Raw genomic sequence first — 25,148 nt, 5'->3', positions numbered from 1 at the left:
CCCGTACACTCGCGCCATGCTGATCTTGGGATTCGAATCGTCTTGTGACGAAACCGGCGTGGCCCTGGTGGACGCCAGTGGCAGCGCCGTGCCGCGGCTGCTCGGCCATGCGCTGCACAGCCAGATCGAGATGCACCAGGCCTACGGGGGCGTGGTGCCCGAGCTGGCGAGCCGCGACCACATCCGCCGCGTGCTGCCGTTGACCGATGCGGTGCTGGCGCAGGCCGGCCTGCCGTTGTCGGCCGTGGACGCCATCGCCTACACCCGCGGCCCGGGTCTGGCCGGTGCGCTGCTGGTGGGTTCGGGCGTGGCCTGTGCCATGGCCATGGCGCTGGGCAAGCCGGTGGTGCCGGTGCACCACCTGGAAGGGCATCTGCTGTCGCCGTTCCTGAGCGCCGACCCGCCCGAGTTTCCGTTTGTGGCGCTGCTGGTCTCGGGTGGCCACACCCAGCTGATGCGGGTGGACGGCGTGGGCCGCTACGAGTTGCTGGGCGAAACCATCGACGACGCGGCCGGTGAGGCCTTCGACAAATCGGCCAAGCTGCTCGGCCTGGGCTACCCGGGCGGCCCGGCGCTGGCAAAGCGGGCAGAGCAGGGCAGCGCCACCGCCTACAAGTTCCCGCGCCCGCTGCTGCACAGCGGCGACCTCGATTTTTCGTTTGCCGGCCTGAAGACGGCGGTGCTGACCCAGGTGAAGCGCCTCGCCCACGCGCGGCCCGAAGGCCCGGCCACGCCGCAATTGGCCGAAGCGCTGGACGCGGCCCAGATCGCCGACGTGGCCGCCAGCGTGCAGGCCGCCATCGTCGAGGTGCTGGTGAAGAAGTCGCTCGCGGCCATCGAATCCACCGGGCTGAACCGCCTGGTGGTGGCCGGCGGGGTGGGGGCCAACGCCTTGCTGCGCGAGCAGCTCAACACCGCGTGCCAGAAGCGGCGTGTGCGCGTGCACTATCCCGAGCTGCACCTGTGCACCGACAACGGCGCCATGATCGCGCTCGCCGCCGGCCTGCGTTTCCAGGCCGGGCGGCTGCCCGATGCGGCGGCTGCGCCGGCCTACCACTTCGACGTGCGGCCGCGCTGGCCACTGTCGGAGCTCGGCTGAACACGACGCCAGGAACCGGCCCCGGTTGAAATACCCAGGCGGGGTGGTCGTTGTAATTATGAATTACACTGATTGAACCTGTCGCCCAGGTGACACTTGGCGCCGAGCAGTCCCGCCGGCAGGTATTGAACAAAACGGAGACCTTTTCCATGAAATTTTCCTTCTTGATGCGCCGCCGCGTGCTGGCCGCCGCCCTGCTGGCCACCACCTGTGCCACGACCGCGCTGGCCCAGAGTCCGGCGGCATCCGCAGCCTCCCCCATCCGCATCGGCATGATCGAGGGCCTGTCCGGCCCGTTCGCCAACACCGGCGAGGCGGTCTACCGCAACCTGGTCTGGGCCACCGAGCGGGTCAACGCCCGCGGCGGCGTGAAGCTGCCCGGCGGCAACCGTCCGCTGGTGATCGAACGCTTCGACAGCAAGGGCCAGACCGAAGAGGCTCTGTCGGCGCTGCGCTCGGCCATCGACCGCGACATCACGGTGGTGACCCAGGGCAACTCCTCGGCAGCGGCCTCGGGCCTGATCGAAGCCATCAACAAGCACAACGAGCGCGAGCCGTTGCGCCAGGTGCTGTTCCTGAACTACTCGGCGGTGGACCCGGTGCTCACCAATGAGAAGTGCAGCTTCTGGCATTTCCGTTTTGACGCCCACGCCGACATGCGCATGACCGCGCTCATGAGCGTGCTGCGCGAAGACAAGGACCTGAAGAACATCTACCTGATCGGCCAGGACTACAGCTTTGGCCAGTCGGTGCTGCGCGAAGCCCGCAGCCAGCTGGCCGCCAAGCGCCCGGACGTGAAGATCGTGGGCGACGAGTTGCACCCGATGGCGCGCGTGAAGGACTTTGCGCCCTACGCCGCCAAGATCAAGGCCAGCGGCGCGCAGGCCGTGCTGACCGGCAACTGGGGCAACGACCTGACGCTGCTGGTCAAGGCCGCGCGCGAAGCCGGCTTTGACGGCACGTTCTACACCTTCTACGGCAATGCGCTGGGTGCCCCGGCCGCAATTGGTGACGCCGGCATCGGCAAAGTGGTGGCGGTGGCAGACTGGTTCCCCAACGTGCCGACGAAAGAGTCCGAAGCCTTCTACAAGTCATTCCGCCAGCGCTTCCCCAGCCCGGCCGACGACTATGTGCACATGCGCATGCAACTGCTGATCGAGTCGCTGGCGCAGGCCATCGAACGCGCCGGTTCGGTCAACGCGGCCGCCGTTGCGGCGCATCTGGAAAAGGTCGAAGTCAAACTCGCCGGCCAAACCGCGCGCATGCGCGCCGCAGACCACCAGTTCCAGCAGCCGCTGGCCGTGGCGGTGATGGACCGCCAGGGGGCACCGGGGGTGAAGTTCGATGTCGAAGGTTCGGGTTACGGCTTTCGCGTCATCCGCCAGCTGACGCCGCAGCAGGCAGAACAGCCGCACAGCTGTAACATGGTCCGGCCCTGATCGAGGGCCGTCATTGGGGAGCTTTCATGCGGGCAGTTGTGGAGAGTCTGGAAGAGTCGCGCATCCGCGAGGTGGCCAACGAAGGGCTGGGCCGCAGCGATGTGCTCAAGTTCTGGTTCGGCGAGAGCGACGAGGTCACGCCGGCCTTCATCCGCGAGGCGGCGATTGCCTCGCTGCAGGCGGGTGAAACCTTTTACGCCCACAACCTGGGCCTGACCGAGCTGCGCCAGGAAATCGCCGTCTACACCCACGGCCTGCATCCCCAGCACAGCACCGACCGCTGGTTCGACCGCATCGCCGTCACCTCCGGCGGCGTCAACGGCCTGATGCTGGCGTCGCAGGCGCTGGTGGACGCGGGCGACGAGGTGGTGGTGGTCACGCCGGCCTGGCCCAATCTGGTGGCGCAGCCGCAGATCATGGGCGCGAGCGTCAGGACCGTGCCGCTGCGGGTGGTTGATCGAGGGGACAACGCGGGTGCCTGGGCGCTGGACATGGCGGCGCTGCTCGCCGCCATCACCCCGGCCACGCGGATGCTGATCGTCAACGCCCCCAACAACCCCACCGGCTGGACGCTGAGCCGCGACGAGCAGGCCACCATCCTCGCCCACTGCCGCCGCACCGGCACCTGGGTGCTGGCCGACGAGGTGTACGAGCGCCTGTACTACGCGCCGGATTCTCCCAACGGCGCGGCGCCGAGCTTTCTCGATGTGTCCAAACCCGAAGACCGGCTCATCGTCGCGCACAGTTTTTCCAAGAGCTTCCTCATGACCGGCTGGCGCCTGGGCTGGCTGGTGCTGCCCCCGTCGCTGACCCACGCCGTGGGCAAGCTGATCGAGTTCAACACCTCGTGCGCGCCGGTGTTCGTCCAGCGCGCCGCCGCGGTGGCGCTGCAGCGCGGCGCCGAAGTCACGCCCGCGCTGGTGGCCCACCTGCAGACCTGCCGCGACACGCTGGTGCCCCTGCTCAAAGCCGTGCCCGGCGTGACCCTGGCCGAACCCAAGGGCGGCATGTACGCCTTTTTCCACCTGGATGGGCACAACGACTGCCTGGACACCGCCAAGCGCCTGGTGCGCGAAGCCGGCCTGGGCCTGGCACCCGGCAGCGCTTTCGGTCCCGAGGCCGCTGGCTGGCTGCGCTGGTGTTTTGCCAGCCGCGACCCGCAGCGCCTGGCGCAGGGCGTGGACCGACTGCGGGCGTGGTTGACCAGGTAGGGGCCAGTCCCCGAGCGAGCGCGTCGAACACCACCCGTATCCGACGAAATCACCTCGATGGCCATGCCCGGTTCCTGTTCGCGCAGCGACCGCATGGCCCGCAGACTCCGAGACCACACCTCCCACCGCCTGTGAGCGGCCATGGGCAGCCAGGCCCAGGGTTTCGGTAGCAGCGCCCATCGCTCGGGCGTGTTCCAGCAGGTCCGTGCCGGTGGTGGTGAGCGCCCTGGCCCAGCCCACGCGCTCGAACTGGGTCACACCGCCGTTCGCGCTCGATGGCCGCCACCTGCCGGCTGAACGTCGGTTGGGTCCACCCCAGCTTGCGCGCGGCGGCCGACAGCGAACCCGTTTCCGCTGTTTCCAGAAAAGCCCTCACAGGTTCCAGTTCATTTGGTCCATACGTATTTGCATAAGCGGTCTGCGATTTGTCGCAATTCACTGCGGTGATGCGCATGGATAGCATCCGGGCTGTTGTCGATTCCTTCTTTCAGCCCCGCACAGACCGACCTCTCATGCATTCACCAGTGATCACCGATGGCGACCACCCCGCCGTGGCCGTGGCCGCGGCCTCCGCTGCCGCAGCGGAAGTTCCGGGTGGCCGACGCCGACGCACCCGTGTCCGGACCGGCCGTCGGGGACACCGCGCTGGCCTTCAGCGCAGCCGACCTTCAGGCTGGTTGTCGGGCGGGTGATGCCCGCGCACATTGCGGCTCCAGAGGTCCAAACCCCCGGCTTCCTGGCGCAGTGTGCAGACAGCTCGCGTGCCTCTCCCATTCTTCATGCCGCTTCATTTGCAGAGGACCTTTCCATGACGCCCTGGTTGTCCTTTCCCGGCGGAGCACGTTCGTGCACCCTGACCACCGCCACCGCCCTGGGCTTGAGCGCCTGCGGTGGCAGCGAATGCGCGGGCGCATCGCAACTGGCCGGCCCGTCCGGGCTGGGCAGCGTGAGCTTCTCGCGCTCCGAGGCGAACGCGCGCGTGGCCGCTCACTGGGGGCGTTCCGCACCGTGACAGAGGCCAACTGCTTCATCCACTGAAACCACCGGAGTTGTTCATGAACATTCGACAGATCACATCCCTGGCCATGGCCCCGGCGCTGCTGTCCGGCTGCGCCGCCACCATCGACCAGAGCGGCCTGGAGCAGCGCACAGCGCAGGCCATCGGGCGATCCGCGGGCCAGTTCACCATCACCGATCGCAGCGAAGAGACCGGCGGGCGCATCAACTACACCGTCAATACCCGTGACGGGGCGGCTTACCGCTGCTACATGTACTCGGCCACCGGCTTTCAGAAAACCATGAGCTTTGGCCAGACACCCCATTCGGACGCCATCTGCACCGCGATGGTGAGCGGCCAAGGCCGGGGCGGCCAGCCCAGGCCATCCGCCGTGCCCGCCACCGGCGGCGGCAAATGCAATGCGCTGCTGCGGGCGGCGGGGCGCTGTTGAGCGAGCCGGCGCCCCTGCCGCTGATCCTGTTCGGGGCTTAACAGGGCAGGCATCGTGCGCTATACTTGTCGGTTGCCGTCTTTTTGGATGGCAATTCACGCCCGTTGCGGCGGCCGGATCTGAACCCCGTTCAGAGGCTGGCAGGCTGCGGCGGGACGCATGTAACCCCTAGGAATCCGACATGATCGAAAAATCCATCAAAGCCGCCGTTGTCGCCGACAACGCCCGCGCTGCCAACGACACCGGCAGTCCCGAAGTGCAGGTCGCCATCCTGACCGCCCGCATCAACGAACTGACCCCCCACTTCAAGACCCACGCCAAGGACCACCACGGTCGCCGCGGCCTGCTGCGCATGGTGAGCCGCCGCCGCAAGCTGCTGGACTACCTGAAGTCCAAAGACGCTGACCGCTACATCGCCCTGATCGCGAAACTGGGTCTGCGCAAGTAATTTGGCCCACGCCATGACACGCAAAACGCCTGAGTTGGTTCGCTGGCTCGGGCGTTTTTTGCTTGTCAGTTCCTGTTTTTGATTCCGGAGCAGCGACAGCAGAGCGAAGCTGTGTCATTCCAAAGGCGTTGTGTGCCCAGCCGCACGCGGGCAACCCCTCTGGAATGGCATCGTGTTCTGAGTTGTGCTTCCGGGTTTTGTGCAGATTGTCTGCACGCCATGCCACCCCTTGATTCGCGGGTGGTCCATAGGAGAGAACCATGAGCATGTTCAACAAAGTCACCAAGACCTTCCAGTGGGGCCCGCACACGGTCACCATGGAAACCGGTGAAATCGCCCGCCAGGCCACCGGCGCCGTGCTGGTCAACATCGATGACACCGTGGTGCTCGCCACCGTGGTCGCCAAGACCGAAGCCAAGGCCGGCCAGGACTTCTTCCCCCTGACGGTGGACTACACCGAAAAGTCGTACGCCGCCGGCAAGATCCCCGGCAGCTTTTTCAAGCGCGAAGGCCGCCCCAGCGAACTGGAGACCCTGACCTGCCGCCTGATCGACCGCCCGATCCGCCCGCTGTTTCCTGAAGGCTTCTACAACGAAGTCCAGGTCATCGTGCACGTGGTCAGCCTGAACCCCGAAGTGCAGGCCGACATCGCCGCCATGATCGCCACCAGCGCCGCGCTGGCCGTCAGCGGCATCCCGTTCAACGGCCCCATCGGTGCCGCTCGCGTGGGCTATGTCAATGGCGAGTACGTGCTCAACCCGGGTCAGACCCAGTTGAAAGACAGCCAGCTCGACCTGGTGGTCGCCGGCACGCAGGCCGCCGTGCTGATGGTGGAATCCGAAGCCCAGCAGCTGAGCGAAGAAGTCATGCTCGGCGCCGTGGTGTTCGGTCACGAGCAGGGCAACATCGCCATCGCTGCGATCAACGAGCTGGTGCGCGACGCCGGCAAGCCGGCCTGGGACTGGCAGCCGCCCGCCAAGGACGAGGCCCTGATCGCCAAGATCGACGGTCTGGCCAAAGCCAAGCTCGAGGCCGCCTACCAGATCCGCAACAAGCAGGCACGCACCCAGGCTTGCCGCAGCGCCTACGCCGACGTGATGTCGGCCCTGAAAGAAGAGGGCGTGACTTTCGACAGCGTGGCAATTGAAGCCCTGCTGTTCGAGATCGAAGCCAAGATCGTTCGTGGCCAGATCCTGGCCGGCGAGCCCCGCATCGACGGTCGCGACACCCGCACCGTGCGCGCCATCGAAATCCGCAACAGCGTGCTGCCCCGCACCCACGGTTCGTCGCTGTTCACGCGCGGTGAAACCCAGGCGCTGGTGGTGGCCACGCTCGGTACCGACCGCGATGCCCAGCGCATCGATGCGCTGGCTGGCGAGTACGAAGACCGTTTCATGCTGCACTACAACATGCCTCCCTTTGCCACCGGCGAAGCCGGCCGTTTTGGCTCGCCCAAGCGCCGCGAAATCGGCCACGGCCGCCTGGCGAAGCGCGCGCTGATCGCCGCGCTGCCGAGCAAGGAAGACTTCCCCTACACCATGCGCCTGGTTTCGGAAATCACCGAGTCCAACGGCTCCTCGTCGATGGCTTCGGTCTGCGGCGGCTGCCTGGCACTGATGGACGCTGGCGTGCCCATGAAGGCGCACGTGGCTGGCATCGCCATGGGCCTGATCAAGGACGGCAACCGCTTCGCCGTGCTGACCGACATCCTGGGTGACGAAGACCACCTGGGCGATATGGACTTCAAGGTCGCCGGTACCACCAACGGTATCTCTGCATTGCAGATGGACATCAAGATCCAGGGCATCACCAAGGAAATCATGCAGGTCGCGCTGGCCCAGGCCAAGGAAGCCCGCATGCACATCCTGGGCAAGATGCAGGAAGCCATGGGCGAAGCCAAGACCGAAGTCTCGAACTTCGCACCCAAGCTCTTCACGATGAAGATCAACCCCGAGAAGATCCGTGACGTGATCGGCAAGGGCGGCGCCGTGATCCGTGCGCTGACCGAAGAGACCGGCACCCAGATCAACATCGACGAAGACGGCACCATCACCATCGCTTCGACCGACAGCGCCAAGGCCGACGAAGCCAAGCGCCGCATCGAGCAGATCACGGCAGAAGTCGAAATCGGCAAGGTCTACGAAGGCCCGGTCACCAAGATCCTGGACTTCGGCGCCCTGATCAACCTGCTGCCCGGCAAAGACGGTCTGCTGCACATCAGCCAGATCGCCCACGAGCGCGTCGAGCGCGTGACCGACTACCTGACCGAAGGCCAGATCGTCAAGGTCAAGGTCCTGGAGACCGACGAAAAGGGTCGCGTCAAGCTGTCCATGAAGGCGCTGATCGACCGCAACGCTGCGCCTGCCGAGCAAGCTCAGCAGCAACAGCAGCAATAAGCGACGGGGTCCGAGCCATGCAAGCTGTTGAGATCAGCGCTTTTGGTGCACCCGAGGTTCTGCGTCTGGCCCAGCGCCCGATGCCGGTCGCGGGTGCGGGCGAGGTGCTGATCCGCGTGCGTGCTTCGGGCGTGAACCGGCCCGACGTACTGCAACGCAGTGGTGCCTACCCGCCACCCCCTGGGGCCTCCGACCTGCCCGGTCTGGAAGTGGCCGGCGTGATCGAGTCGGGTGATGCCGATGCGATGGCGGCAGCTGGCCTCGCGCTTGGCGACAGGGTGTGTGCACTGGTCGCTGGCGGTGGTTACGCCGAACACTGTGTGGCTCCCGTCGGTCAGTGCCTGCCGGTCCCGGCGGGTTTTGACGACGTTCAGGCGGCGTCGCTGCCCGAGACCTTCTTCACGGTGTGGAGCAATGTGTTTGACCGGGCGCGTTTGCAGCCGGGTGAAACCCTGTTGGTCCAGGGTGGCACGAGCGGCATTGGCGTGACCGCGATCCAGCTGGCGAAAGCCCTGGGGGCGCGAGTGATCGCCACGGCCGGCAGCGACGAGAAGTGCGCCGCCTGCCTGGCGCTCGGTGCCGACCATGCCATCAACTACAAGACGCAAGACTTCTCGGCCGTGGCGCGCGAGCTCACGGACGGGAAGGGTGTTGACGTCATTCTGGACATGGTCGCCGGCAGCTACGTGGCGCGCGAGGTCGAGTGCCTGGCCGAAGACGGCCGGCTCGTGATCATCGCCGTGCAGGGTGGTGTCAAGGCCGAGTTCAATGCCGGTCTGGTGCTGCGTCGCCGCCTGGTCATCACCGGCTCCACGCTGCGTCCACGCCCACTGGCATTCAAGGCGGCGATTGCCGCCTCGCTGCGCGAAAAGGTGTGGCCGTTGCTGGAGCAGGGTCGGGTCAAGCCCGTCGTTCACAGCGTGTTCGAGGCCTCCAACGCTGCGCAAGCGCATGTCCTGATGGAAACCAATCAGCACATCGGAAAAATAGTCCTCACCTGGGCTTGAGTCCCACGGAGACCAAGATGAAAAAACTGATCGCAGGCAACTGGAAAATGAACGGCTCGCTGGCCGCCAACGAAGCGCTGGTCAAGGCCATGCTCGAAGGCCTGCAGGGCGCTGAACCCGCAGCGGACATGGCGCTGTGCGTCCCCGCCCCGTACCTCGCTCAATTGCAGTCGCTTTTGCAGGGCAGTCCCATCGCCTGGGGTGCTCAGGACGTGTCGGCGCACGAGCAGGGTGCCTACACCGGCGAAGTGAGCGTGGCCATGCTGAAGGATTTCGGTTGCCGCTACGCCATCGTCGGCCATTCTGAGCGCCGCCAGTACCACGGCGAGTCGGACGAGGTGGTTGCGGCCAAGGCACAGCGCGCATTGGCCGCCGGCGTCACACCCATCGTCTGCGTCGGTGAAACCCTGGCGCAGCGCGAAGCCGGTGAGACCGAAGCCGTGGTCAAGCGCCAGCTCGCGGCAGCGATTCACACGGTGGGGCACTGCATCACCGAGATCGTTGTCGCCTACGAGCCCGTCTGGGCCATTGGCACCGGCAAGACCGCGACGCCCGAAATGGCGCAAGCGGTGCACGCGGTGCTGCGTGCCCAGCTTGCTGCAGCTACCACCCACCCCAAGCGGGTGCACATCCTCTACGGCGGCAGTATGAACGCAGCCAACGCTGCCAGCCTGCTTGCGCAGCCCGACATCGATGGCGGCCTGATCGGTGGTGCATCGCTCAAGGCGGCGGACTTCCTTCAAATCGTGGCATCGGCTCGCTGAGCCGTCGCCCACGGTCCTTTCCCTTTCGGAGAAAAACATGAACGTTTTGTTGACCATTCTTCAGGCGGTACAGATCCTGGCCGCCATCGGCATGATCGGCCTGATCCTGATGCAGCACGGCAAGGGTGCCGATGCGGGTGCTGCCTTCGGTGGTGGCGCCGGCTCGGCCAGTCTGTTTGGTGCGTCGGGTGGTGCGAACTTCCTCTCGCGCACAACGGCTGTTCTGGCGGGCCTGTTTTTGGCTTGCACACTTGGCTTGGCGTATTTCGGCAACCTGCGCACCGTTGCGCCTTCGGGCAGTGTTCTGGAGAGCGCCGTTCCTCTGCAGCAGCCGGCTGCACAACAGAATCCCGCAGGCACCGAGGCGCCCGCTGCGGCAGCACCTGCCGAAGCACCGGCAACTGGTGCTGCACAGATCCCTGGCAAATAACTGGGGGGAGTACAACAAGCCGGGAAGCCGCGCCGCGCCTGTGTTTTTTGCGCTGCAGCAACCCAACCCTTTCCTTTTGAAAAACAGATACACCCTCTCAAAAACAGGGGTGTTTCAGGGTAAACTCTATGGGTTGTCAGCAAGGCTCACACCGTCCCTCGTGAGCCAGACAAAGCAGACCCAGCCGACGTGGTGAAATTGGTAGACACGCTATCTTGAGGGGGTAGTGGCGAAAGCTGTGCGAGTTCGAGTCTCGCCGTCGGCACCAATCTTTGGACAACATGGCCCATGAGCCATGTCAGCGGAACTTACCCAAGATGAGTCTCGAACAATACCTTCCCGTGCTTTTGTTCATTCTGGTAGGTGTTGCCGTCGGGATCATCCCGCAGGTTCTGGGCTATATCCTCGGCCCCAACCGTCCGGACGCAGAGAAAAATTCGCCTTACGAATGCGGCTTCGAAGCTTTCGAAGATGCCCGCATGAAGTTCGATGTGCGCTACTACCTGGTGGCCATCCTCTTCATTTTGTTTGACCTCGAAATCGCTTTTCTCATTCCTTGGGCTGTTGCGTTGACCGACATCGGATCCACTGGATTCTGGGTCGGCGTCATCTTCCTGGTGGACCTGCTCGTGGGCTTTGTCTACGCGTGGAAAAAAGGCGCGTTGGACTGGGAATGACACACACCACCCGCACCGCAGACAAAACACCGACGCACCGGAGCGCAAGATGATCGAAGGCGTTTTCAAAGAAGGTTTCGTGACCACGAGCTACGACTCGGTGGTGAACTGGGCCAAGACGGGGTCGCTATGGCCCATGACCTTTGGTCTGGCTTGTTGCGCTGTTGAAATGATGCACGCAGCCACTGCGCGCTACGACCTGGGCCGTTTCGGTGCCGAGGTGTTCCGTGCCAGCCCGCGCCAGTCCGATCTGATGATCGTGGCCGGCACCTTGTGCAACAAGATGGCGCCGGCCCTGCGCAAGGTCTACGACCAGATGGCTGAGCCGCGCTGGGTGCTGTCCATGGGCTCCTGCGCCAATGGCGGTGGTTATTACCACTACAGCTATTCGGTGGTACGCGGCTGCGACCGCATCGTGCCGGTCGATGTGTATGTGCCTGGCTGCCCGCCGACTGCTGAGGCCTTGCTGTACGGGATCATCCAGTTGCAGCAGAAGATCCGTCGCACCAACACCATCGCGCGCGCCTGAGCGCCGCACCGGCCCACAGGCTTCTGTCAGAAAGACGGTCCATGAGCGAAACCGCCATCCTTTACGCCTCCAATCCCGACGCGCTGAAAAACACCCTGGCCGCCCTGCTGGGCGAGCGTGTGCAGTCCCTTGATGTCGATCGCGATGAGCTCACCCTGGTGGTGGCTGCTGCCGACTACCTTGCGACCATGCAAATCCTGCGTGATGCACCTGAAGCGCGTTTTGAGCAGTTGATCGATCTGTGTGGCATGGACTACCAGTCTTACGGCGATGGTCGTTGGGAGGGTCCACGGTTTGCCGCGGTGGTGCACCTGCTGTCGGTCAGCCTGAACCAGCGGGTGCGGGTCCGGGTGTTTTGCCCGGAAGACGACTTCCCCGTCATCGATTCCGTGAGTGCACTCTGGGCGTCGGCCAACTGGTATGAACGTGAGGCCTTTGACCTCTACGGCATCGTGTTCGAGGGTCACAACGACCTGCGCCGCATCCTGACCGACTACGGTTTCATCGGCCATCCGTTTCGCAAGGACTTCCCACTCTCCGGTCACGTGGAGATGCGTTACGACGCCGAGCGCGCGCGGGTGGTTTACGAGCCGGTCACGATCGAGCCGCGTGAAGTCACGCCGCGCGTGATTCGCGAAGACAACTACGGCGGACTGCATTGATATGGCTGAAATCAAGAACTACACCCTGAACCTCGGTCCGCAGCACCCGGCCGCGCACGGTGTGCTGCGACTGGTGCTGGAGCTCGATGGCGAAGTGGTGCAACGCGCCGATCCGCACATCGGTCTGCTGCACCGCGCCACCGAAAAACTCGCCGAACACAAGACCTTCATCCAGTCGCTGCCCTACATGGACCGGCTGGACTACGTCTCGATGATGTGCAATGAGCACGCCTACTGCCTGGCCATCGAGAAGCTGCTGGGCATTGAGGTGCCGATCCGTGCGCAGTACATCCGCGTGATGTTCAGCGAGATCACCCGCCTGCTCAACCACCTGATGTGGCTGGGCTCGCACGGCAACGACTGCGGCAGCTCGACCATCCTGATCTACGCGTTCCGTGAGCGCGAAGACCTGTTCGACATGTACGAAGCCGTGTCGGGTGCGCGCATGCACGCGGCCTATTTCCGTCCGGGGGGGGTCTACCGTGACCTGCCGGACACCATGCCGCAGTACAAGCACAGCAAGATCCGCAACGCCAAGGCGATGGCGGAGATGAACACGAACCGCCAGGGTTCGTTGCTCGATTTCATCGACGACTTCACCCAGCGTTTCCCGGTCTACCTGGCCGAGTACCACACGCTGCTGACCGACAACCGCATCTGGAAGCAGCGCACGGTCGGCATTGGTGTCGTGACCCCCGAGCGCGCGCTCAACCTCGGCATGACCGGCCCCATGTTGCGCGGCTCCGGCATCGCCTGGGACCTGCGCAAAAAGCAGCCGTACGACGTGTACGACAAGATGGACTTCGATATTCCGGTCGGCAAGACCGGCGACACCTACGACCGCTACCTCGTCCGCATGGAAGAGATGAAGCAGTCCAACCGCATCATCAAGCAGTGCGTGGACTGGCTGCGCGTGAACCCCGGCCCGGTCATCACCGACAACCACAAGGTGGCGCCGCCGTCGCGCGAGGCGATGAAGTCGAGCATGGAAGAGCTGATCCACCACTTCAAGCTCTTCACCGAAGGTTTCCACGTACCCGAAGGCGAGGCCTATGCCGCCGTCGAGCACCCCAAAGGTGAGTTCGGCATCTACCTCGTGAGCGACGGCGCCAACAAGCCCTATCGCCTGAAAATCCGCGCCCCCGGCTTCGCCCACCTGTCCACCCTGGACGAAATGGCGAGTGGCCACATGCTGGCCGACGCGGTCGCCATCATCGGCACCATGGACATCGTTTTTGGAGAGATTGACCGATGATCTCTGAGCACAAGACCCCCGGCGGCGCCGTTCAGGCGATGCAGCTGTCCGAAGCCACGCTGGCGCGTTTTGCGCGCGAGGTGGCCAAGTTCCCGCCCGAACAGGCGCAGTCGGCCGTGATGGCCTGTCTGTCCATCGTGCAGCAAGAGCAGGGCTACGTCGCCCTCGAAGCCGAGAAGGCGATTGCCGACTACCTCGGCATGCCGGTCATGGCCGTGCACGAGGTCACGACCTTCTACAACATGTACAACCAGCAGCCGGTGGGCAAGTTCAAGCTCAACGTCTGCACCAACCTGCCTTGCCTGTTGCGCGACGGCGGCAAGGCGCTGGCGCATCTGGAGCACAAGCTCGGCGTGCAAATGGGTGGAACGACGGCCGATGGCCTCTTCACTCTGCAACAGAGCGAGTGTCTGGGCGCGTGTGCCGATTCACCGGTGATGCTGGTCAATGACCGCCACATGTGCAGCTTCATGAGCAATGAGAAGCTCGATCAGCTGGTCGACGGCCTGAAGGCCGCAGAGGGCAAAGCATGAACGCAGAACAGGTGATTTCCCAGTTCAGCGCCACCGGCGTACAAACCTGCTTCCATGGTCGTCACATCGAACCGCAGATCTACAAGGACCTGAACGGCAGCAACTGGTCGCTCAAGGACTACGAAGCGCGCGGCGGCTACCAGGCCCTGCGCAAGATCCTGGGTCAGGATGGTTCGGCACCGAACCCCGAAACCGGCGTGTCCGGCATGACGCAGGACCAGGTGATCGCGACCGTCAAGGAATCCGCGTTGCGCGGGCGTGGCGGCGCGGGCTTCCCGAGTGGCTTGAAGTGGAGCTTCATGCCGCGCCAGTTCCCGGGTCAGAAGTACCTGGTGTGCAACTCGGACGAAGGTGAGCCGGGCACCTGCAAGGACCGCGACATCCTGATGTTCAACCCGCACATCGTCATCGAAGGCATGGCGATCGCGGCGTACGCCATGGGCATCAACGTCGGCTACAACTACATCCACGGCGAGATTTTCGAGGTCTACGAGCGCTTCGAAGCGGCGTTGGAAGAGGCGCGTGCCGCGGGGTACCTCGGCAACGGCATCATGGGCAGCAGCTTCAGCTTCCAGCTGCACGCTTTCCACGGCTTCGGCGCCTACATCTGCGGCGAAGAAACCGCGCTGCTCGAATCGCTGGAAGGCAAGAAGGGCCAGCCGCGTTTCAAGCCACCGTTCCCGGCCAGCTTCGGCCTGTACGGCAAGCCGACCACGATCAACAACACCGAGACCTTCGCGGCGGTGCCTTGGATCATCCGCAACGGTGGTTCGGCCTACCTCGAATGCGGCAAGCCCAACAACGGTGGCACCAAGATCTTCTCGGTCAGTGGCGACGTCAACCTGCCCGGCAACTACGAAGTGCCGATGGGCACCCCGTTCGCCAAGCTGCTGGAGCTCGCTGGCGGGGTGCGCACGGGCCGTCAGCTCAAGGCCGTGATCCCTGGTGGATCGTCGTCACCCGTGCTGCCCGCGTCCATCATCATGGACTGCACCATGGACTATGACTCGATCGCCAAGGCCGGCTCCATGCTGGGCTCTGGCGCCGTGATCGTGATGGACGACTCCCGCTGCATGGTCGAGTCGCTCAAGCGCCTGTCGTACTTCTACATGCACGAGTCCTGCGGGCAGTGCACGCCCTGCCGTGAAGGCACGGGCTGGCTCTGGCGCCTGGTGGACAAGATTCAGCGCGGCGACGCCAAGGCTTCCGACATGGCGCTGCTGGACAACGTGGCCGAGAACATCATGGGCCGCACCATCTGCGCCCTGGGCGATGCGGCGGCGATGCCGGTGCGCGCCATGCTCAAGCATTTCCGGCCCGAGTTCGCGGCCATGATCAAGGCCGACGCCACCGCCTGAAACGAGACGAGAAACTATGGTTGAAATCGAACTCGACGGCCAGAAGGTCGAAGTGCCACCGGGCAGCATGATCATGCATGCGGCCGAAAAGGCGGGCACCTACATTCCCCATTTCTGCTATCACAAGAAGCTGTCCATCGCGGCGAGCTGCCGCATGTGCCTGGTGGAAGTGGAAAAGGCCCCCAAGCCCATGCCCGCCTGCGCCACGCCGGTGACCATGGGCATGATCGTGCGCACCAAGTCCGACAAGGCCATCAAGGCCCAGCAGTCGGTGATGGAGTTCCTGCTCATCAACCACCCACTGGACTGCCCGATCTGCGACCAGGGCGGTGAATGCCAGTTGCAGGATCTGGCCGTGGGCTACGGCGGTGGTGCTTCGCGCTACGAAGAAGAGAAGCGCGTGGTGTTCCACAAGGACGTCGGTCCGCTGATTTCCATGGAGGAAATGAGCCGTTGCATCCACTGCACCCGCTGCGTGCGTTTTGGCCAGGAAGTGGCCGGCGTGATGGAACTGGGCATGTCGCACCGTGGTGAACACGCCGAAATCGAAACCTTTGTCGGGCAGTCGGTGGATTCCGAGCTGTCGGGCAACATGATCGACATCTGCCCGGTGGGCGCGCTCACGAGCAAGCCGTTCCGTTACAGCGCGCGCACCTGGGAACTCTCGCGTCGCAAGAGCGTGAGCCCGCACGACTCGACCGGTGCCAACCTGATCGTTCAGGTGAAGAACCACAGGGTCATGCGCGTCGTGCCGCTGGAAAACGATGCTGTCAACGAGTGCTGGATTGCCGACCGCGACCGCTTCAGCTACGAAGCCGTCAACAGCGAAGACCGCCTCACCGCGCCCATGCTCAAGCAGGGCGGCGAGTGGAAAGCGGTCGACTGGCAGACCGCGCTGGAATACGTGGCCAATGGCCTGAAGCAGGTCAAGGCGGACCACGGCGCTGGCGCCATTGGTGTGCTGGCCAGTCCGCACAGCACAGTGGAAGAGCTGGCCCTGGCCGGTGCGCTGGTGCGCGGCCTGGGCAGCGAGAACATTGACACGCGTCTGCGTCATGCCGACTTCTTCAACGCGGCATCGCCCAACTCGGCCCGCTGGCTGGGCATGCCGATCGCGGCCCTGTCGGGACTGCAGCGCGTGCTGGTGGTCGGATCGAATCTGCGCAAGGACCATCCGCTGTTTGCCCAGCGCATCCGCCAGGCGGCTCGCAAGGGTGGGCAGGTGAGCGCGCTCAACGCCCAGTCGCAGGACTGGGCCATGCCGGTGAAGAACACCGTGCTGGCCGACAGTGCGAACTGGGTGTCGGCCCTGGCCGGCATCGCCAACGCCGTGGGCGCCGAAACGGGCGTGCTGGCACCGGTGGTCGCAGAGGTGAACGATGCGGCTCGCGCCATCGCCAAGTCGCTGCTCGGTGGTGAACACAAGGCCATCCTGCTGGGCAACGCGGCCGCGCACCATGTCCAGGCCTCCAGCCTGCTGTCGCTGGCCAACTGGATCGCCCAGCAGACCGGCGCTGTGGTGGGTTACCTCAGCGAAGCCGCGAACACCGTGGGCGCCCAGCTGGTGAACGCCCTGCCGGGGCAGGGCGGCTTGAACGCCGGTCAGATGCTCGGTGGTGGACTCAAGGCGGCGCTGCTGCTGAACAACGAACCGGCTTTTGACAGTGCGGTGGGCAGACAGGGTCTGGCCAACGCCGGCATGGTGGTCACGCTCAGCCCGTTCAAGGCCAACCTGGACATCAGCGACGTGCTGCTGCCCATTGCCCCGTTCACCGAGACCTCCGGATCTTTTGTCAACGCCGAAGGCCGGCTGCAGAGTTTCCACGCCGTGGTGCGCCCACTGGGCGATACCCGTCCGGCCTGGAAAGTGTTGCGCGTGCTGGGCAACCTGCTCGGCCTGCCGGGTTTTGATGCCGATTCCTCGCAGGCCGTGCTTGCCGCCGCTTTGCCTGGCCTGACGGCTGGCAGCGTGGTGGAGGCTTCGCGCCTGTCCAACGCCGGAGCGGCTTTCATCGACATGAACCCTGCCGCCAGCCAGCCCTGCGTGGCGTCCATCTACCAACTGGATTCGCTGGTGCGGCGCGCCAGCTCGCTGCAGCTCACGGCCGATGCCCGCGCAGCAGAAGGAGCACACGCATGATCGACGCGATGTACAACGGTGGCCTGGGCCTGATCGCGGCTCCTTGGTGGACCACGGCCGCTTGGCCGGTGATCTGGGGCATGGTCAAGATCATCGCAGTGCTGGCGCCCCTGATGGGCGCGGTGGCCTACCTCACGCTGTGGGAGCGCAAGCTGCTGGGCTTCATGCAGGTGCGCCTGGGGCCGAACCGCGTGGGACCGTTTGGCCTGCTGCAGCCCATTGCCGATGCCATCAAGCTACTGACCAAAGAAATCATCAGCCCCAGCGCCGCGGCGCCGGGCCTGTTTCGCCTGGGCCCCATCATGGCCATCATGCCGGCCCTGGCCGCGTGGGTGGTCGTTCCTTTCGGACCTGAGACCGTGATCGCCAACGTGAACGCGGGCCTGCTGGTGATCCTGGCGATCACCTCGATCGAGGTCTATGGCGTGATCATCGCGGGCTGGGCCTCCAACTCGAAGTACGCCTTCCTGGGTGCGCTGCGTGCCTCGGCCCAGATGGTGAGCTACGAGATCGCCATCGGCTTCTGTTTCCTGGTGGTTGTCATGACCGCTGGCAGCCTGCACCTGGGTGAAATCGTGGCTTCGCAGGCGCGTGGCATGGGCGCGGACATGGGTCTGAGCTTCCTGTCATGGAACTGGCTGCCCCTGTTCCCCATTTTCATGGTGTACCTGATCTCCGGCGTGGCCGAAACCAACCGTCACCCGTTTGACGTGGTGGAAGGTGAAGCCGAGATCGTGGCCGGTCACATGGTCGAGTACTCGGGCATGGGCTTCGCGATCTTCTTCCTGGCTGAATACGCCAGCATGTGGCTGGTGTCCATCCTGGCGGTCCTGATGTTCCTGGGTGGCTGGTTGCCCCCCATCGACAGCGCGCTTTTCAACTGGATTCCCGGCTGGATCTGGCTGGGCATCAAGACCTTTGTCGTGGTGTCCATGTTCATCTGGATTCGCGCCACCTTCCCGCGCTTCCGCTACGACCAGATCATGCGTCTGGGCTGGAAGATTTTCATTCCTGTGACATTGGTCTGGCTGCTGCTCGTCGGCGGTCTGATGCAGACCTCGTGGAACATCTGGAAATAAGCAGGGCGAACGATCATGTCCACCACCGTATCCCCTTCCGCATCGCCTTCGGTCGTCGCGCCGTTTTCCATCGGCGACTTTTTCAAGAGCTTCCTGCTGGTCGAGCTGGTCAAGGGACTGGCCCTCACCGGTCGTTACGCCTTCCGTCGCAAGGTGACGGTGCAGTTCCCGGAAGAGAAGACGCCGTTGTCGCCGCGTTTCCGCGGTCTGCACGCCCAACGCCGGTATGAAAACGGTGAAGAGCGCTGCATTGCCTGCAAGCTGTGCGAGGCCGTGTGCCCAGCCCTGGCCATCACCATCGAAGCCGGTGAGCGCGCATCCGACGGCACGCGCCGCACCACCCGCTACGACATCGACCTGACCAAATGCATCTTCTGCGGCTTCTGTGAAGAGGCCTGCCCGGTGGACGCCATTGTCGAAACCCACATCCTCGAATACCACGGCGAGAAGCGCGGCGACCTCTACTTCACCAAAGACATGCTGCTGGCGGTGGGTGACCGCTACGAACCCGAGATCGCAGCGGCCAAGGCGGCCGACGCGAAGTACCGCTGAAGCTGGCGAAAGACAAGAACCATGGATTACCAGACCGGCTTTTTCTACCTGTTCGCGGCGGTGCTGCTGTTCGCCGCCTACCGTGTGGTGACCGCGCACAACCCCGTGCACGCGGTGTTGTACCTGATGCTGTCCTTCTCCCAGGCGGCTGCCCTGTGGCTGTTGCTCAAGGCCGAGTTCCTGGGTCTGACCCTGGTGCTGGTGTACCTGGGCGCGGTGATGGTGCTTTTCCTGTTCGTGGTGATGATGCTCGACATCAAACTCGACGATGACCGCTGGGGCTTCTGGCAGAACTTCCCGCTGGCAGCGGCACTGGGCGCCCTGGTGGCGGTCGAGGTCATTGCGGTGCTGTGGGCGGGTTTCCCGACAGTCACAGGGGAGGGCATCGCTGCCGTTCCGGCCAACTACTCGAACACCAAAGAGCTGGGCAAGCTGTTGTACACCGAGTACCTGTACCCCATCGAAGTGGCTGCCGTGATCCTGCTGGTGGCCATGTTCGCCGCGATCGCGCTCACGCTGCGCCAGCGCAAGGACAGCAAAGCCATCGATCCGGGCCTGCAGGTCAAGGTGCGCGCCAGCGATCGCCTGGTTGTGTTGCCCATGACCGCCACACAGAAGGCCGCTCCGGTGGCATTGAGCAACGAGGAGGGCCAGGCATGAGCCTCACACTGGGACATTTCCTATCCGTGGGGGCGATCCTGTTTGCCCTGTCGGTCATCGGCATCTTCCTCAACCGCAAGAACCTGATCGTGCTGCTGATGGCCATCGAGCTCATGCTGCTGGCGGTCAACATGAACTTTGTGGCGTTCTCCCATTTCCTGGGTGACATGCATGGGCAGGTGTTCGTGTTCTTCATCCTGACGGTGGCGGCGGCCGAGTCGGCCATCGGTCTGGCCATTCTGGTGTTGCTGTTCCGGGCCAAGTCGTCCATCGGCGTCGAAGAACTCAACACCCTCAAGGGGTGAAGACAGGGAAAGAACAGGCATAAAAATGAGCACCACCCTTTCTGCAAGCACACTCCTGGCGGTTCCGCTGGCGCCCCTGGTGGGCGCGGCGCTGGCCGGCATCCTGGGCACCACCTTTGGCGGCAACGTCATCGGGCGCCGCACCTCGCACACACTGACCATCCTGGGTGTGCTGATCGCCTTCATCCTTTCGGCCATGACGCTCAAGAGCGTGGCCGTGGACGGCGCCCGATTCAATGAAACCATCTACGAATGGATGGTGATCGGCGGCATGAAGATGGAAATCGGCTTCATGGTCGATGGCCTGACCGCGATGATGATGTGCGTGGTCACCTTCGTTTCGCTGATGGTGCACATCTACACCATCGGCTACATGGAAGAAGACGCCGGCTACAACCGCTTCTTCGCCTACATCTCGCTGTTCACCTTCTCCATGCTCATGCTGGTGATGAGCAACAACCTGCTGCAGCTGTTCTTCGGCTGGGAAGCGGTGGGTTTGGTGTCCTACCTGCTGATCGGGTTCTGGTTCAACAAGCCCACGGCGATCTTCGCCAACATGAAGGCCTTCCTGGTCAACCGCGTGGGCGACTTCGGCTTCATCCTGGGCATCGGCCTGATCGTGGCCTACACCGGCACGCTGAACTACAGCGAGGTGTTCGCCAAGGCGCCCGAGCTCGGCACGCTGGGCTTTCCCGGCACCGACTGGCTGCTGATCACCGTGGTCTGCATCTGCCTGTTCATCGGCGCCATGGGCAAGTCGGCCCAGTTCCCGTTGCACGTCTGGCTGCCCGACTCCATGGAAGGCCCGACCCCGATCTCCGCGCTGATCCACGCCGCCACCATGGTGACGGCGGGCATTTTCATGGTCGCGCGCATGTCGCCGCTGTTTGAACTGTCGGACACAGCGCTCAACTTCATCATGGTGATCGGTGCCATCACGGCCCTGTTCATGGGCTTCCTGGGCATCATCCAGAACGACATCAAGCGCGTGGTGGCCTATTCCACGCTGTCCCAGCTCGGCTACATGACGGTGGCGCTGGGCGCTTCGGCTTACGGCGTCGCGGTGTTCCACCTGATGACGCACGCCTTCTTCAAGGCCCTGCTGTTCCTTGCGGCCGGCTCCGTGATCATCGGCATGCACCACAACCAGGACATCCGCTGGATGGGCGGTGTGCGCAAGTACATGCCCATCACCTGGATCACCTCGCTGCTGGGCACGCTGGCCCTGATCGGCACGCCGCTGTTCGCCGGCTTCTACTCCAAGGACAGCATCATTGAGGCGGTGCATTTCAGCAACCTGCCGGCTTCGGGCTTCGCCTATTTCGCGGTACTGGCTGGCGTCTTTGTCACGGCGTTCTATTCGTTCCGGCTCTACTTCCTGGTGTTCCATGGCAAGGAGCGTTACGACCAGAACCCGGATGCCCACCACGACGACCACCATGCGGACGCCCACGGCCATCACGATGACCACGGTCACCACGAAGCACACAAGCCGCACGAAACCCCCTGGGTGGTGACCGTGCCGCTGTTGCTGCTGGCGATCCCGTCGGTGGTGATCGGCTTCATGACGATCCAGCCGATGCTGTTTGGCGAGTTCCTCAAGGACGCGATCCACATCAACCTCGAACTGCACCCAGCGATGGAGAAGTTCGCCGAAGAGTTCCACGGCCCGCTGGCCATGGCGTTGCACGCCTTCTCCACCGCGCCGTTCTACCTGGCGCTGGGTGGTGCTGTGACCGCCTGGTACATGTACATGGTCAATCCGGCGTTGCCGACCGCCATTGGTCGCACCTTCAAGCCGATCGTCACCCTCCTGGAGAACAAGTACTACATGGACTGGTTCAACGAAAACGTGCTCGCACGGGGCGCGCGCATGTTGGGCACCGGACTGTGGAAGGGCGGCGACCAGGGCGTGATCGAAACCGGCGTGGTCAACGCCAGCTGGAAGCTGGTTGGTGGCGTGTCTGCCGTGGTGCGCCGCATGCAGACCGGTTACCTGTACCACTATGCGCTGATGATGATCGTGGGCATCCTGCTGTTCATGACGTACTTCGTCTGGCTCGCGAAATAAGAGGAAGAACAAGATGGGTTTGCTGAGCCTTGCGATCTGGACGCCGATTCTTTTTGGGGTTGTGCTGTTGGCCTTGGGCCGGGACGAACACGCGAACGCCGTGCGCTGGATGGCCCTGGTTGGTGCGCTGGTGTCACTGGCCGTGACCGTGCCGCTGTACACCGGGTTTGAACTTGGCACGGCTGCGATGCAGTTCGTGGAACAGGGTGTCTGGATCGAACGATTCAACGTCAACTACCACCTTGGTGTGGATGGCATCTCGCTCTGGCTGGTGCTGCTGACCGCCTTCATCACCGTGGTTGTGGTGATTGCCAGCTGGGAATCGATCACCAGCCGTGTCAACCAGTACATGGGCGCCTTCCTGATCCTCTCGGGACTGATGATTGGCGTTTTTGCCGCGCTGGACGCGATGCTGTTCTACGTCTTCTTCGAAGCCACGCTGATCCCGATGTACCTGATCATCGGTATCTGGGGCGGCCCGAACAAGATCTACGCCGCGTTCAAGTTCTTTCTCTACACGCTGCTGGGCTCGCTGCTCATGCTGGTGGCCCTGATCTACCTGTACACCCAGTCGGGTGGCAGTTTCGATCTGGCCACCTGGCACAAGCTGCCGCTCGGCGGCACGGCGCAGACGCTGCTGTTCTTCGCCTTCTTCGCCGCCTTTGCGGTGAAGGTGCCGATGTGGCCGGTGCACACCTGGTTGCCCGACGTGCACGTGGAAGCGCCCACCGGTGGCTCGGCCGTGCTGGCCGCCATCATGCTGAAACTGGGTGCCTACGGTTTCCTGCGCTTCTCGCTGCCGATCCTGCCCGACGCTTCGCACGAATGGGCCTGGCTCATGATCACGCTGTCCCTGGTGGCCGTGGTCTACGTGGGTCTGGTGGCCATGGTGCAGCAGGACATGAAGAAGCTGGTGGCCTATTCGTCGGTGGCCCACATGGGTTTTGTCACCCTCGGCTTCTTCCTCTTCAGCGACATGGGCGTGGCCGGTGGCATCGTGCAGATGATCGCCCACGGCTTTGTTTCGGCCGCCATGTTCCTGTCCATCGGTGTGCTCTACGACCGTGTCCACTCGCGTGAAATTGCTTCCTATGGCGGCGTGGTCAACACCATGCCCAACTTTGCCGCGTTCGCGCTGTTGTTCACCATGGCCAACTGCGGCCTGCCGGGCACGGCGGGTTTTGTCGGTGAGTGGATGGTGATCCTGGCCGCCGTCAAGGCCAATTTCTGGATCGGCGCCGCTGCGGCCACCGCCCTGATCTTCGGCGCTGCCTATTCGCTGTGGATGTTCAAGCGCGTCTACCTGGGCGCGCCCGGCAACCACCACGTCAAGGCGCTGACAGACATCGGTTCACGTGAGTTCCTCGTCATGGCCGTGCTGGGCATCGCCGTGCTCTACATGGGCGTGCATCCCAAGCCATTCACCGATGTGATGGATGCCTCGGTGGCTGAGTTGCTGCGCCACGTGGCCATCTCCAAGCTGAACTGACCTCTGCCGCCCCTACAACAATGCGAGTCTTCTCATGAATGAGCCAATCAGCTGGGTGGTGGCCTACCCGGAAATCTTTCTGCTAGTCATGTCCGCCGTGATCTCGCTGGTGGACGTGGGTGTCAAGTCGCGCTTGCGCGATACCACCTATGTGCTCTCGCTGTTGACCCTCGCAGTGGTCGCCTACCTGCTGGGCGCGAGTGCGGCCACCGGCGAAACACTGCGGAGTTTCAACAACATGGTGGTGAGCGACCCGATGGGGCAATGGCTCAAGTGCTTTGCGGCGCTGGCCATGTTCGCCACGCTGGTCTATGGCCGCCGCTACGCTGGCGACCGCGACATGCTGGCCCGCGGCGGAGAAATGTTCTCCCTGGCGCTCTACGCACTGCTCGGCATGTTCATCATGATCTCGGGGCACAACTTCCTGGTGATCTACCTGGGCCTGGAACTGCTCACGCTCTCCAGCTACGCGCTGGTGGCCTTGCGCCGCGATGATGCCCAGGCCATCGAAGCCGCCATGAAGTACTTCGTGCTCGGCGCGCTGGCCAGCGGTTTCCTGCTATACGGCATGTCCATGGTCTACGGCGCCACCGGTTCGCTGGATCTGGCCGAAGTGCTCAAGGCCATCGCTGGTGGTGAAGCCACGCTCAAGGGTTCAGCCCAGGTGCTGGTGCTCGGGCTGGTGTTTGTGGTGGCCGGTCTCGCGTTCAAGCTGGGCGTCGTGCCGTTCCACATGTGGGTGCCCGATGTCTACCACGGCGCTCCGACGGCCATCACGCTGATGATCGGTGGCGCGCCCAAGCTGGCGGCGTTTGCCATCGTGATCCGTCTGCTGGTCGAGGGTCTGCTGCCGCTGGCGGTGGACTGGCAGCAGATGCTTGCGGTGCTGTCGGTGGTTTCGCTGCTGGTGGGCAACCTCGCCGCCATTGCCCAGACCAACCTCAAGCGCATGCTCGCGTTTTCCACCATCTCGCAGATGGGCTTCATGCTGCTTGGCCTGCTTGCCGGTGTGGTGGCGGGTGACAGCGGCAACATGGCCAACGCCTACAGCTCGTCCATGTTCTACGTCATCACCTACGTGCTGACCACGCTGGGTACCTTCGGCGTCATCCTGCTGCTCTCGCGCAACGGTTTCGAATCTGAAAACATCAGCGACCTGGCCGGCCTGAACCAGCGCAGCCCGCTGTACGCCGGTGTCATGGCGATCTGCATGTTCTCGCTGGCTGGCGTGCCGCCGCTGGTGGGCTTCTACGCCAAGCTCTCGGTGCTGCAGGCCTTGCTGGCCTCGTCCCATCCGCTCTACATCGGCCTGGCCGTGTTTGCGGTGATGATGTCGCTGGTGGGGGCCTTCTACTACCTGCGTCTGGTCAAGGTGATGTACTTTGACGCCCCCACGCAGACCGCTGACATCGTGGCCGGGGTGGACGCACGCTCGGTGCTTTCGCTCAACGGTGCGCTGGTGCTGGTGCTGGGTATCGTGCCCGGTGGCCTCATGACCTTGTGTGCCCAGGCCATCGCTGCCTTGCTGGCCTGAAATCCCGATGCCGGGTGCCGGTTCGGTGAACCGGCCGGTCCCCATCGGGTCTTACTGCTCCA

25 protein-coding genes and 1 tRNA gene are annotated in these 25,148 nt (G+C 63.9%); 25 read left to right on the top strand and 1 reads right to left on the bottom strand.

Going from position 1 to position 25,148, the window contains the following annotated elements; all coding sequences use genetic code 11:
- Positions 1-16 precede the first annotated feature (16 nt).
- The 3 genes from tsaD (at position 17) to ACN5W5_RS13420 (ending at position 3,749) form a co-directional block, all read left to right on the top strand.
- The gene (gene tsaD, locus ACN5W5_RS13430) at positions 17-1,099 is read left to right on the top strand and encodes a tRNA (adenosine(37)-N6)-threonylcarbamoyltransferase complex transferase subunit TsaD (RefSeq protein ID WP_420049002.1); all 1,083 of its coding nucleotides are present in this window, start codon (positions 17-19) and stop codon (positions 1,097-1,099) included.
- 149 nt (positions 1,100-1,248) lie between these two features.
- A complete protein-coding gene (locus ACN5W5_RS13425; protein ID WP_420049001.1) occupies positions 1,249-2,538 on the top strand; it encodes a branched-chain amino acid ABC transporter substrate-binding protein in 1,290 nt (429 codons plus the stop codon).
- A gap of 26 nt (positions 2,539-2,564) precedes the next feature.
- Positions 2,565-3,749 carry a pyridoxal phosphate-dependent aminotransferase gene (locus tag ACN5W5_RS13420; RefSeq protein ID WP_420049000.1) on the top strand — a complete coding sequence of 395 codons (1,185 nt, stop codon included), beginning with the start codon at positions 2,565-2,567 and terminating at the stop codon, positions 3,747-3,749.
- Between the two features lie 49 nt (positions 3,750-3,798).
- On the opposite strand, the gene ACN5W5_RS13415 is transcribed toward ACN5W5_RS13420, so the two are convergent.
- Positions 3,799-4,203: a helix-turn-helix domain-containing protein gene (locus ACN5W5_RS13415; RefSeq protein WP_420048999.1), complete on the bottom strand. Its 405-nt coding sequence runs from the start codon at positions 4,201-4,203 to the stop codon at positions 3,799-3,801.
- A gap of 354 nt (positions 4,204-4,557) precedes the next feature.
- On the opposite strand from ACN5W5_RS13415, the gene ACN5W5_RS13410 reads away from it, so the two are divergent.
- From ACN5W5_RS13410 to nuoN, 22 genes are all read left to right on the top strand, one after another.
- On the top strand, positions 4,558-4,761 hold the full coding sequence (locus ACN5W5_RS13410) for a hypothetical protein (RefSeq protein ID WP_420048998.1): 204 nt from the start codon (positions 4,558-4,560) through the stop codon (positions 4,759-4,761).
- 43 nt (positions 4,762-4,804) lie between these two features.
- Positions 4,805-5,197, top strand: coding sequence for a hypothetical protein (locus tag ACN5W5_RS13405; protein ID WP_420048997.1), 393 nt, complete (start codon positions 4,805-4,807; stop codon positions 5,195-5,197).
- A 181-nt stretch (positions 5,198-5,378) separates the two neighbouring features.
- Positions 5,379-5,645 (top strand): 30S ribosomal protein S15, encoded by a 267-nt coding sequence (rpsO, locus tag ACN5W5_RS13400; RefSeq protein ID WP_177135796.1) that lies wholly within the window; start codon positions 5,379-5,381, stop codon positions 5,643-5,645.
- 260 nt (positions 5,646-5,905) lie between these two features.
- Positions 5,906-8,041: a polyribonucleotide nucleotidyltransferase gene (pnp, locus tag ACN5W5_RS13395; RefSeq protein WP_420048996.1), complete on the top strand. Its 2,136-nt coding sequence runs from the start codon at positions 5,906-5,908 to the stop codon at positions 8,039-8,041.
- A gap of 17 nt (positions 8,042-8,058) precedes the next feature.
- Positions 8,059-9,048 carry an NAD(P)H-quinone oxidoreductase gene (locus ACN5W5_RS13390; protein WP_420048995.1) on the top strand — a complete coding sequence of 330 codons (990 nt, stop codon included), beginning with the start codon at positions 8,059-8,061 and terminating at the stop codon, positions 9,046-9,048.
- A gap of 17 nt (positions 9,049-9,065) precedes the next feature.
- Complete coding sequence (tpiA, locus tag ACN5W5_RS13385) at positions 9,066-9,812, top strand: triose-phosphate isomerase (RefSeq protein ID WP_420048994.1); 747 nt, start codon at positions 9,066-9,068, stop codon at positions 9,810-9,812.
- A gap of 37 nt (positions 9,813-9,849) precedes the next feature.
- The gene (secG, locus tag ACN5W5_RS13380; RefSeq protein ID WP_420048993.1) at positions 9,850-10,242 is read left to right on the top strand and encodes a preprotein translocase subunit SecG; all 393 of its coding nucleotides are present in this window, start codon (positions 9,850-9,852) and stop codon (positions 10,240-10,242) included.
- Between the two features lie 183 nt (positions 10,243-10,425).
- A tRNA-Leu gene (locus tag ACN5W5_RS13375) sits at positions 10,426-10,510 on the top strand.
- Positions 10,511-10,559: 49 nt separating this feature from the next.
- Positions 10,560-10,919: an NADH-quinone oxidoreductase subunit A gene (locus tag ACN5W5_RS13370; RefSeq protein WP_420048992.1), complete on the top strand. Its 360-nt coding sequence runs from the start codon at positions 10,560-10,562 to the stop codon at positions 10,917-10,919.
- A gap of 49 nt (positions 10,920-10,968) precedes the next feature.
- Positions 10,969-11,448, top strand: coding sequence for a NuoB/complex I 20 kDa subunit family protein (locus tag ACN5W5_RS13365; protein ID WP_068175390.1), 480 nt, complete (start codon positions 10,969-10,971; stop codon positions 11,446-11,448).
- A gap of 41 nt (positions 11,449-11,489) precedes the next feature.
- Entirely contained in the window at positions 11,490-12,110 is a 621-nt protein-coding gene (locus tag ACN5W5_RS13360; RefSeq protein WP_420048991.1) for an NADH-quinone oxidoreductase subunit C, read from the top strand.
- 1 nt (position 12,111) lies between these two features.
- Positions 12,112-13,365: an NADH-quinone oxidoreductase subunit D gene (locus ACN5W5_RS13355; protein WP_420048990.1), complete on the top strand. Its 1,254-nt coding sequence runs from the start codon at positions 12,112-12,114 to the stop codon at positions 13,363-13,365.
- Positions 13,362-13,898 carry an NADH-quinone oxidoreductase subunit NuoE gene (nuoE, locus tag ACN5W5_RS13350; RefSeq protein ID WP_420048989.1) on the top strand — a complete coding sequence of 179 codons (537 nt, stop codon included), beginning with the start codon at positions 13,362-13,364 and terminating at the stop codon, positions 13,896-13,898. The genes ACN5W5_RS13355 and nuoE overlap by 4 nt, the downstream gene beginning before the upstream one ends.
- Positions 13,895-15,256, top strand: a complete 1,362-nt coding sequence (nuoF, locus tag ACN5W5_RS13345; protein WP_420048988.1) for an NADH-quinone oxidoreductase subunit NuoF — start codon at positions 13,895-13,897, stop codon at positions 15,254-15,256. Before nuoE ends, nuoF begins: the two co-directional genes overlap by 4 nt.
- A gap of 16 nt (positions 15,257-15,272) precedes the next feature.
- Positions 15,273-17,396 carry an NADH-quinone oxidoreductase subunit NuoG gene (nuoG, locus tag ACN5W5_RS13340; RefSeq protein ID WP_420048987.1) on the top strand — a complete coding sequence of 708 codons (2,124 nt, stop codon included), beginning with the start codon at positions 15,273-15,275 and terminating at the stop codon, positions 17,394-17,396.
- Complete coding sequence (nuoH, locus tag ACN5W5_RS13335) at positions 17,393-18,475, top strand: NADH-quinone oxidoreductase subunit NuoH (protein ID WP_420048986.1); 1,083 nt, start codon at positions 17,393-17,395, stop codon at positions 18,473-18,475. Before nuoG ends, nuoH begins: the two co-directional genes overlap by 4 nt.
- Positions 18,476-18,490: 15 nt before the next feature.
- A complete protein-coding gene (gene nuoI, locus ACN5W5_RS13330; RefSeq protein ID WP_177135807.1) occupies positions 18,491-19,027 on the top strand; it encodes an NADH-quinone oxidoreductase subunit NuoI in 537 nt (178 codons plus the stop codon).
- Positions 19,028-19,048: 21 nt separating this feature from the next.
- Complete coding sequence (locus ACN5W5_RS13325) at positions 19,049-19,687, top strand: NADH-quinone oxidoreductase subunit J (protein WP_420048985.1); 639 nt, start codon at positions 19,049-19,051, stop codon at positions 19,685-19,687.
- Positions 19,684-19,992 carry an NADH-quinone oxidoreductase subunit NuoK gene (gene nuoK, locus ACN5W5_RS13320; RefSeq protein WP_177135809.1) on the top strand — a complete coding sequence of 103 codons (309 nt, stop codon included), beginning with the start codon at positions 19,684-19,686 and terminating at the stop codon, positions 19,990-19,992. Before ACN5W5_RS13325 ends, nuoK begins: the two co-directional genes overlap by 4 nt.
- Positions 19,993-20,017: 25 nt before the next feature.
- Positions 20,018-22,063 carry an NADH-quinone oxidoreductase subunit L gene (gene nuoL / locus ACN5W5_RS13315; RefSeq protein WP_420048984.1) on the top strand — a complete coding sequence of 682 codons (2,046 nt, stop codon included), beginning with the start codon at positions 20,018-20,020 and terminating at the stop codon, positions 22,061-22,063.
- 13 nt (positions 22,064-22,076) lie between these two features.
- Entirely contained in the window at positions 22,077-23,552 is a 1,476-nt protein-coding gene (locus tag ACN5W5_RS13310; protein WP_420048983.1) for an NADH-quinone oxidoreductase subunit M, read from the top strand.
- 34 nt (positions 23,553-23,586) lie between these two features.
- The gene (gene nuoN / locus ACN5W5_RS13305; protein WP_420048982.1) at positions 23,587-25,086 is read left to right on the top strand and encodes an NADH-quinone oxidoreductase subunit NuoN; all 1,500 of its coding nucleotides are present in this window, start codon (positions 23,587-23,589) and stop codon (positions 25,084-25,086) included.
- Positions 25,087-25,148 lie beyond the last annotated feature (62 nt).

Origin of the sequence: Hydrogenophaga sp. ZJX-1 (assembly GCF_048590325.1) — a bacterium.
GTDB lineage: Bacteria > Pseudomonadota > Gammaproteobacteria > Burkholderiales > Burkholderiaceae_C > Hydrogenophaga.
This window is presented reverse-complemented; position numbering and strand designations above follow the sequence as displayed.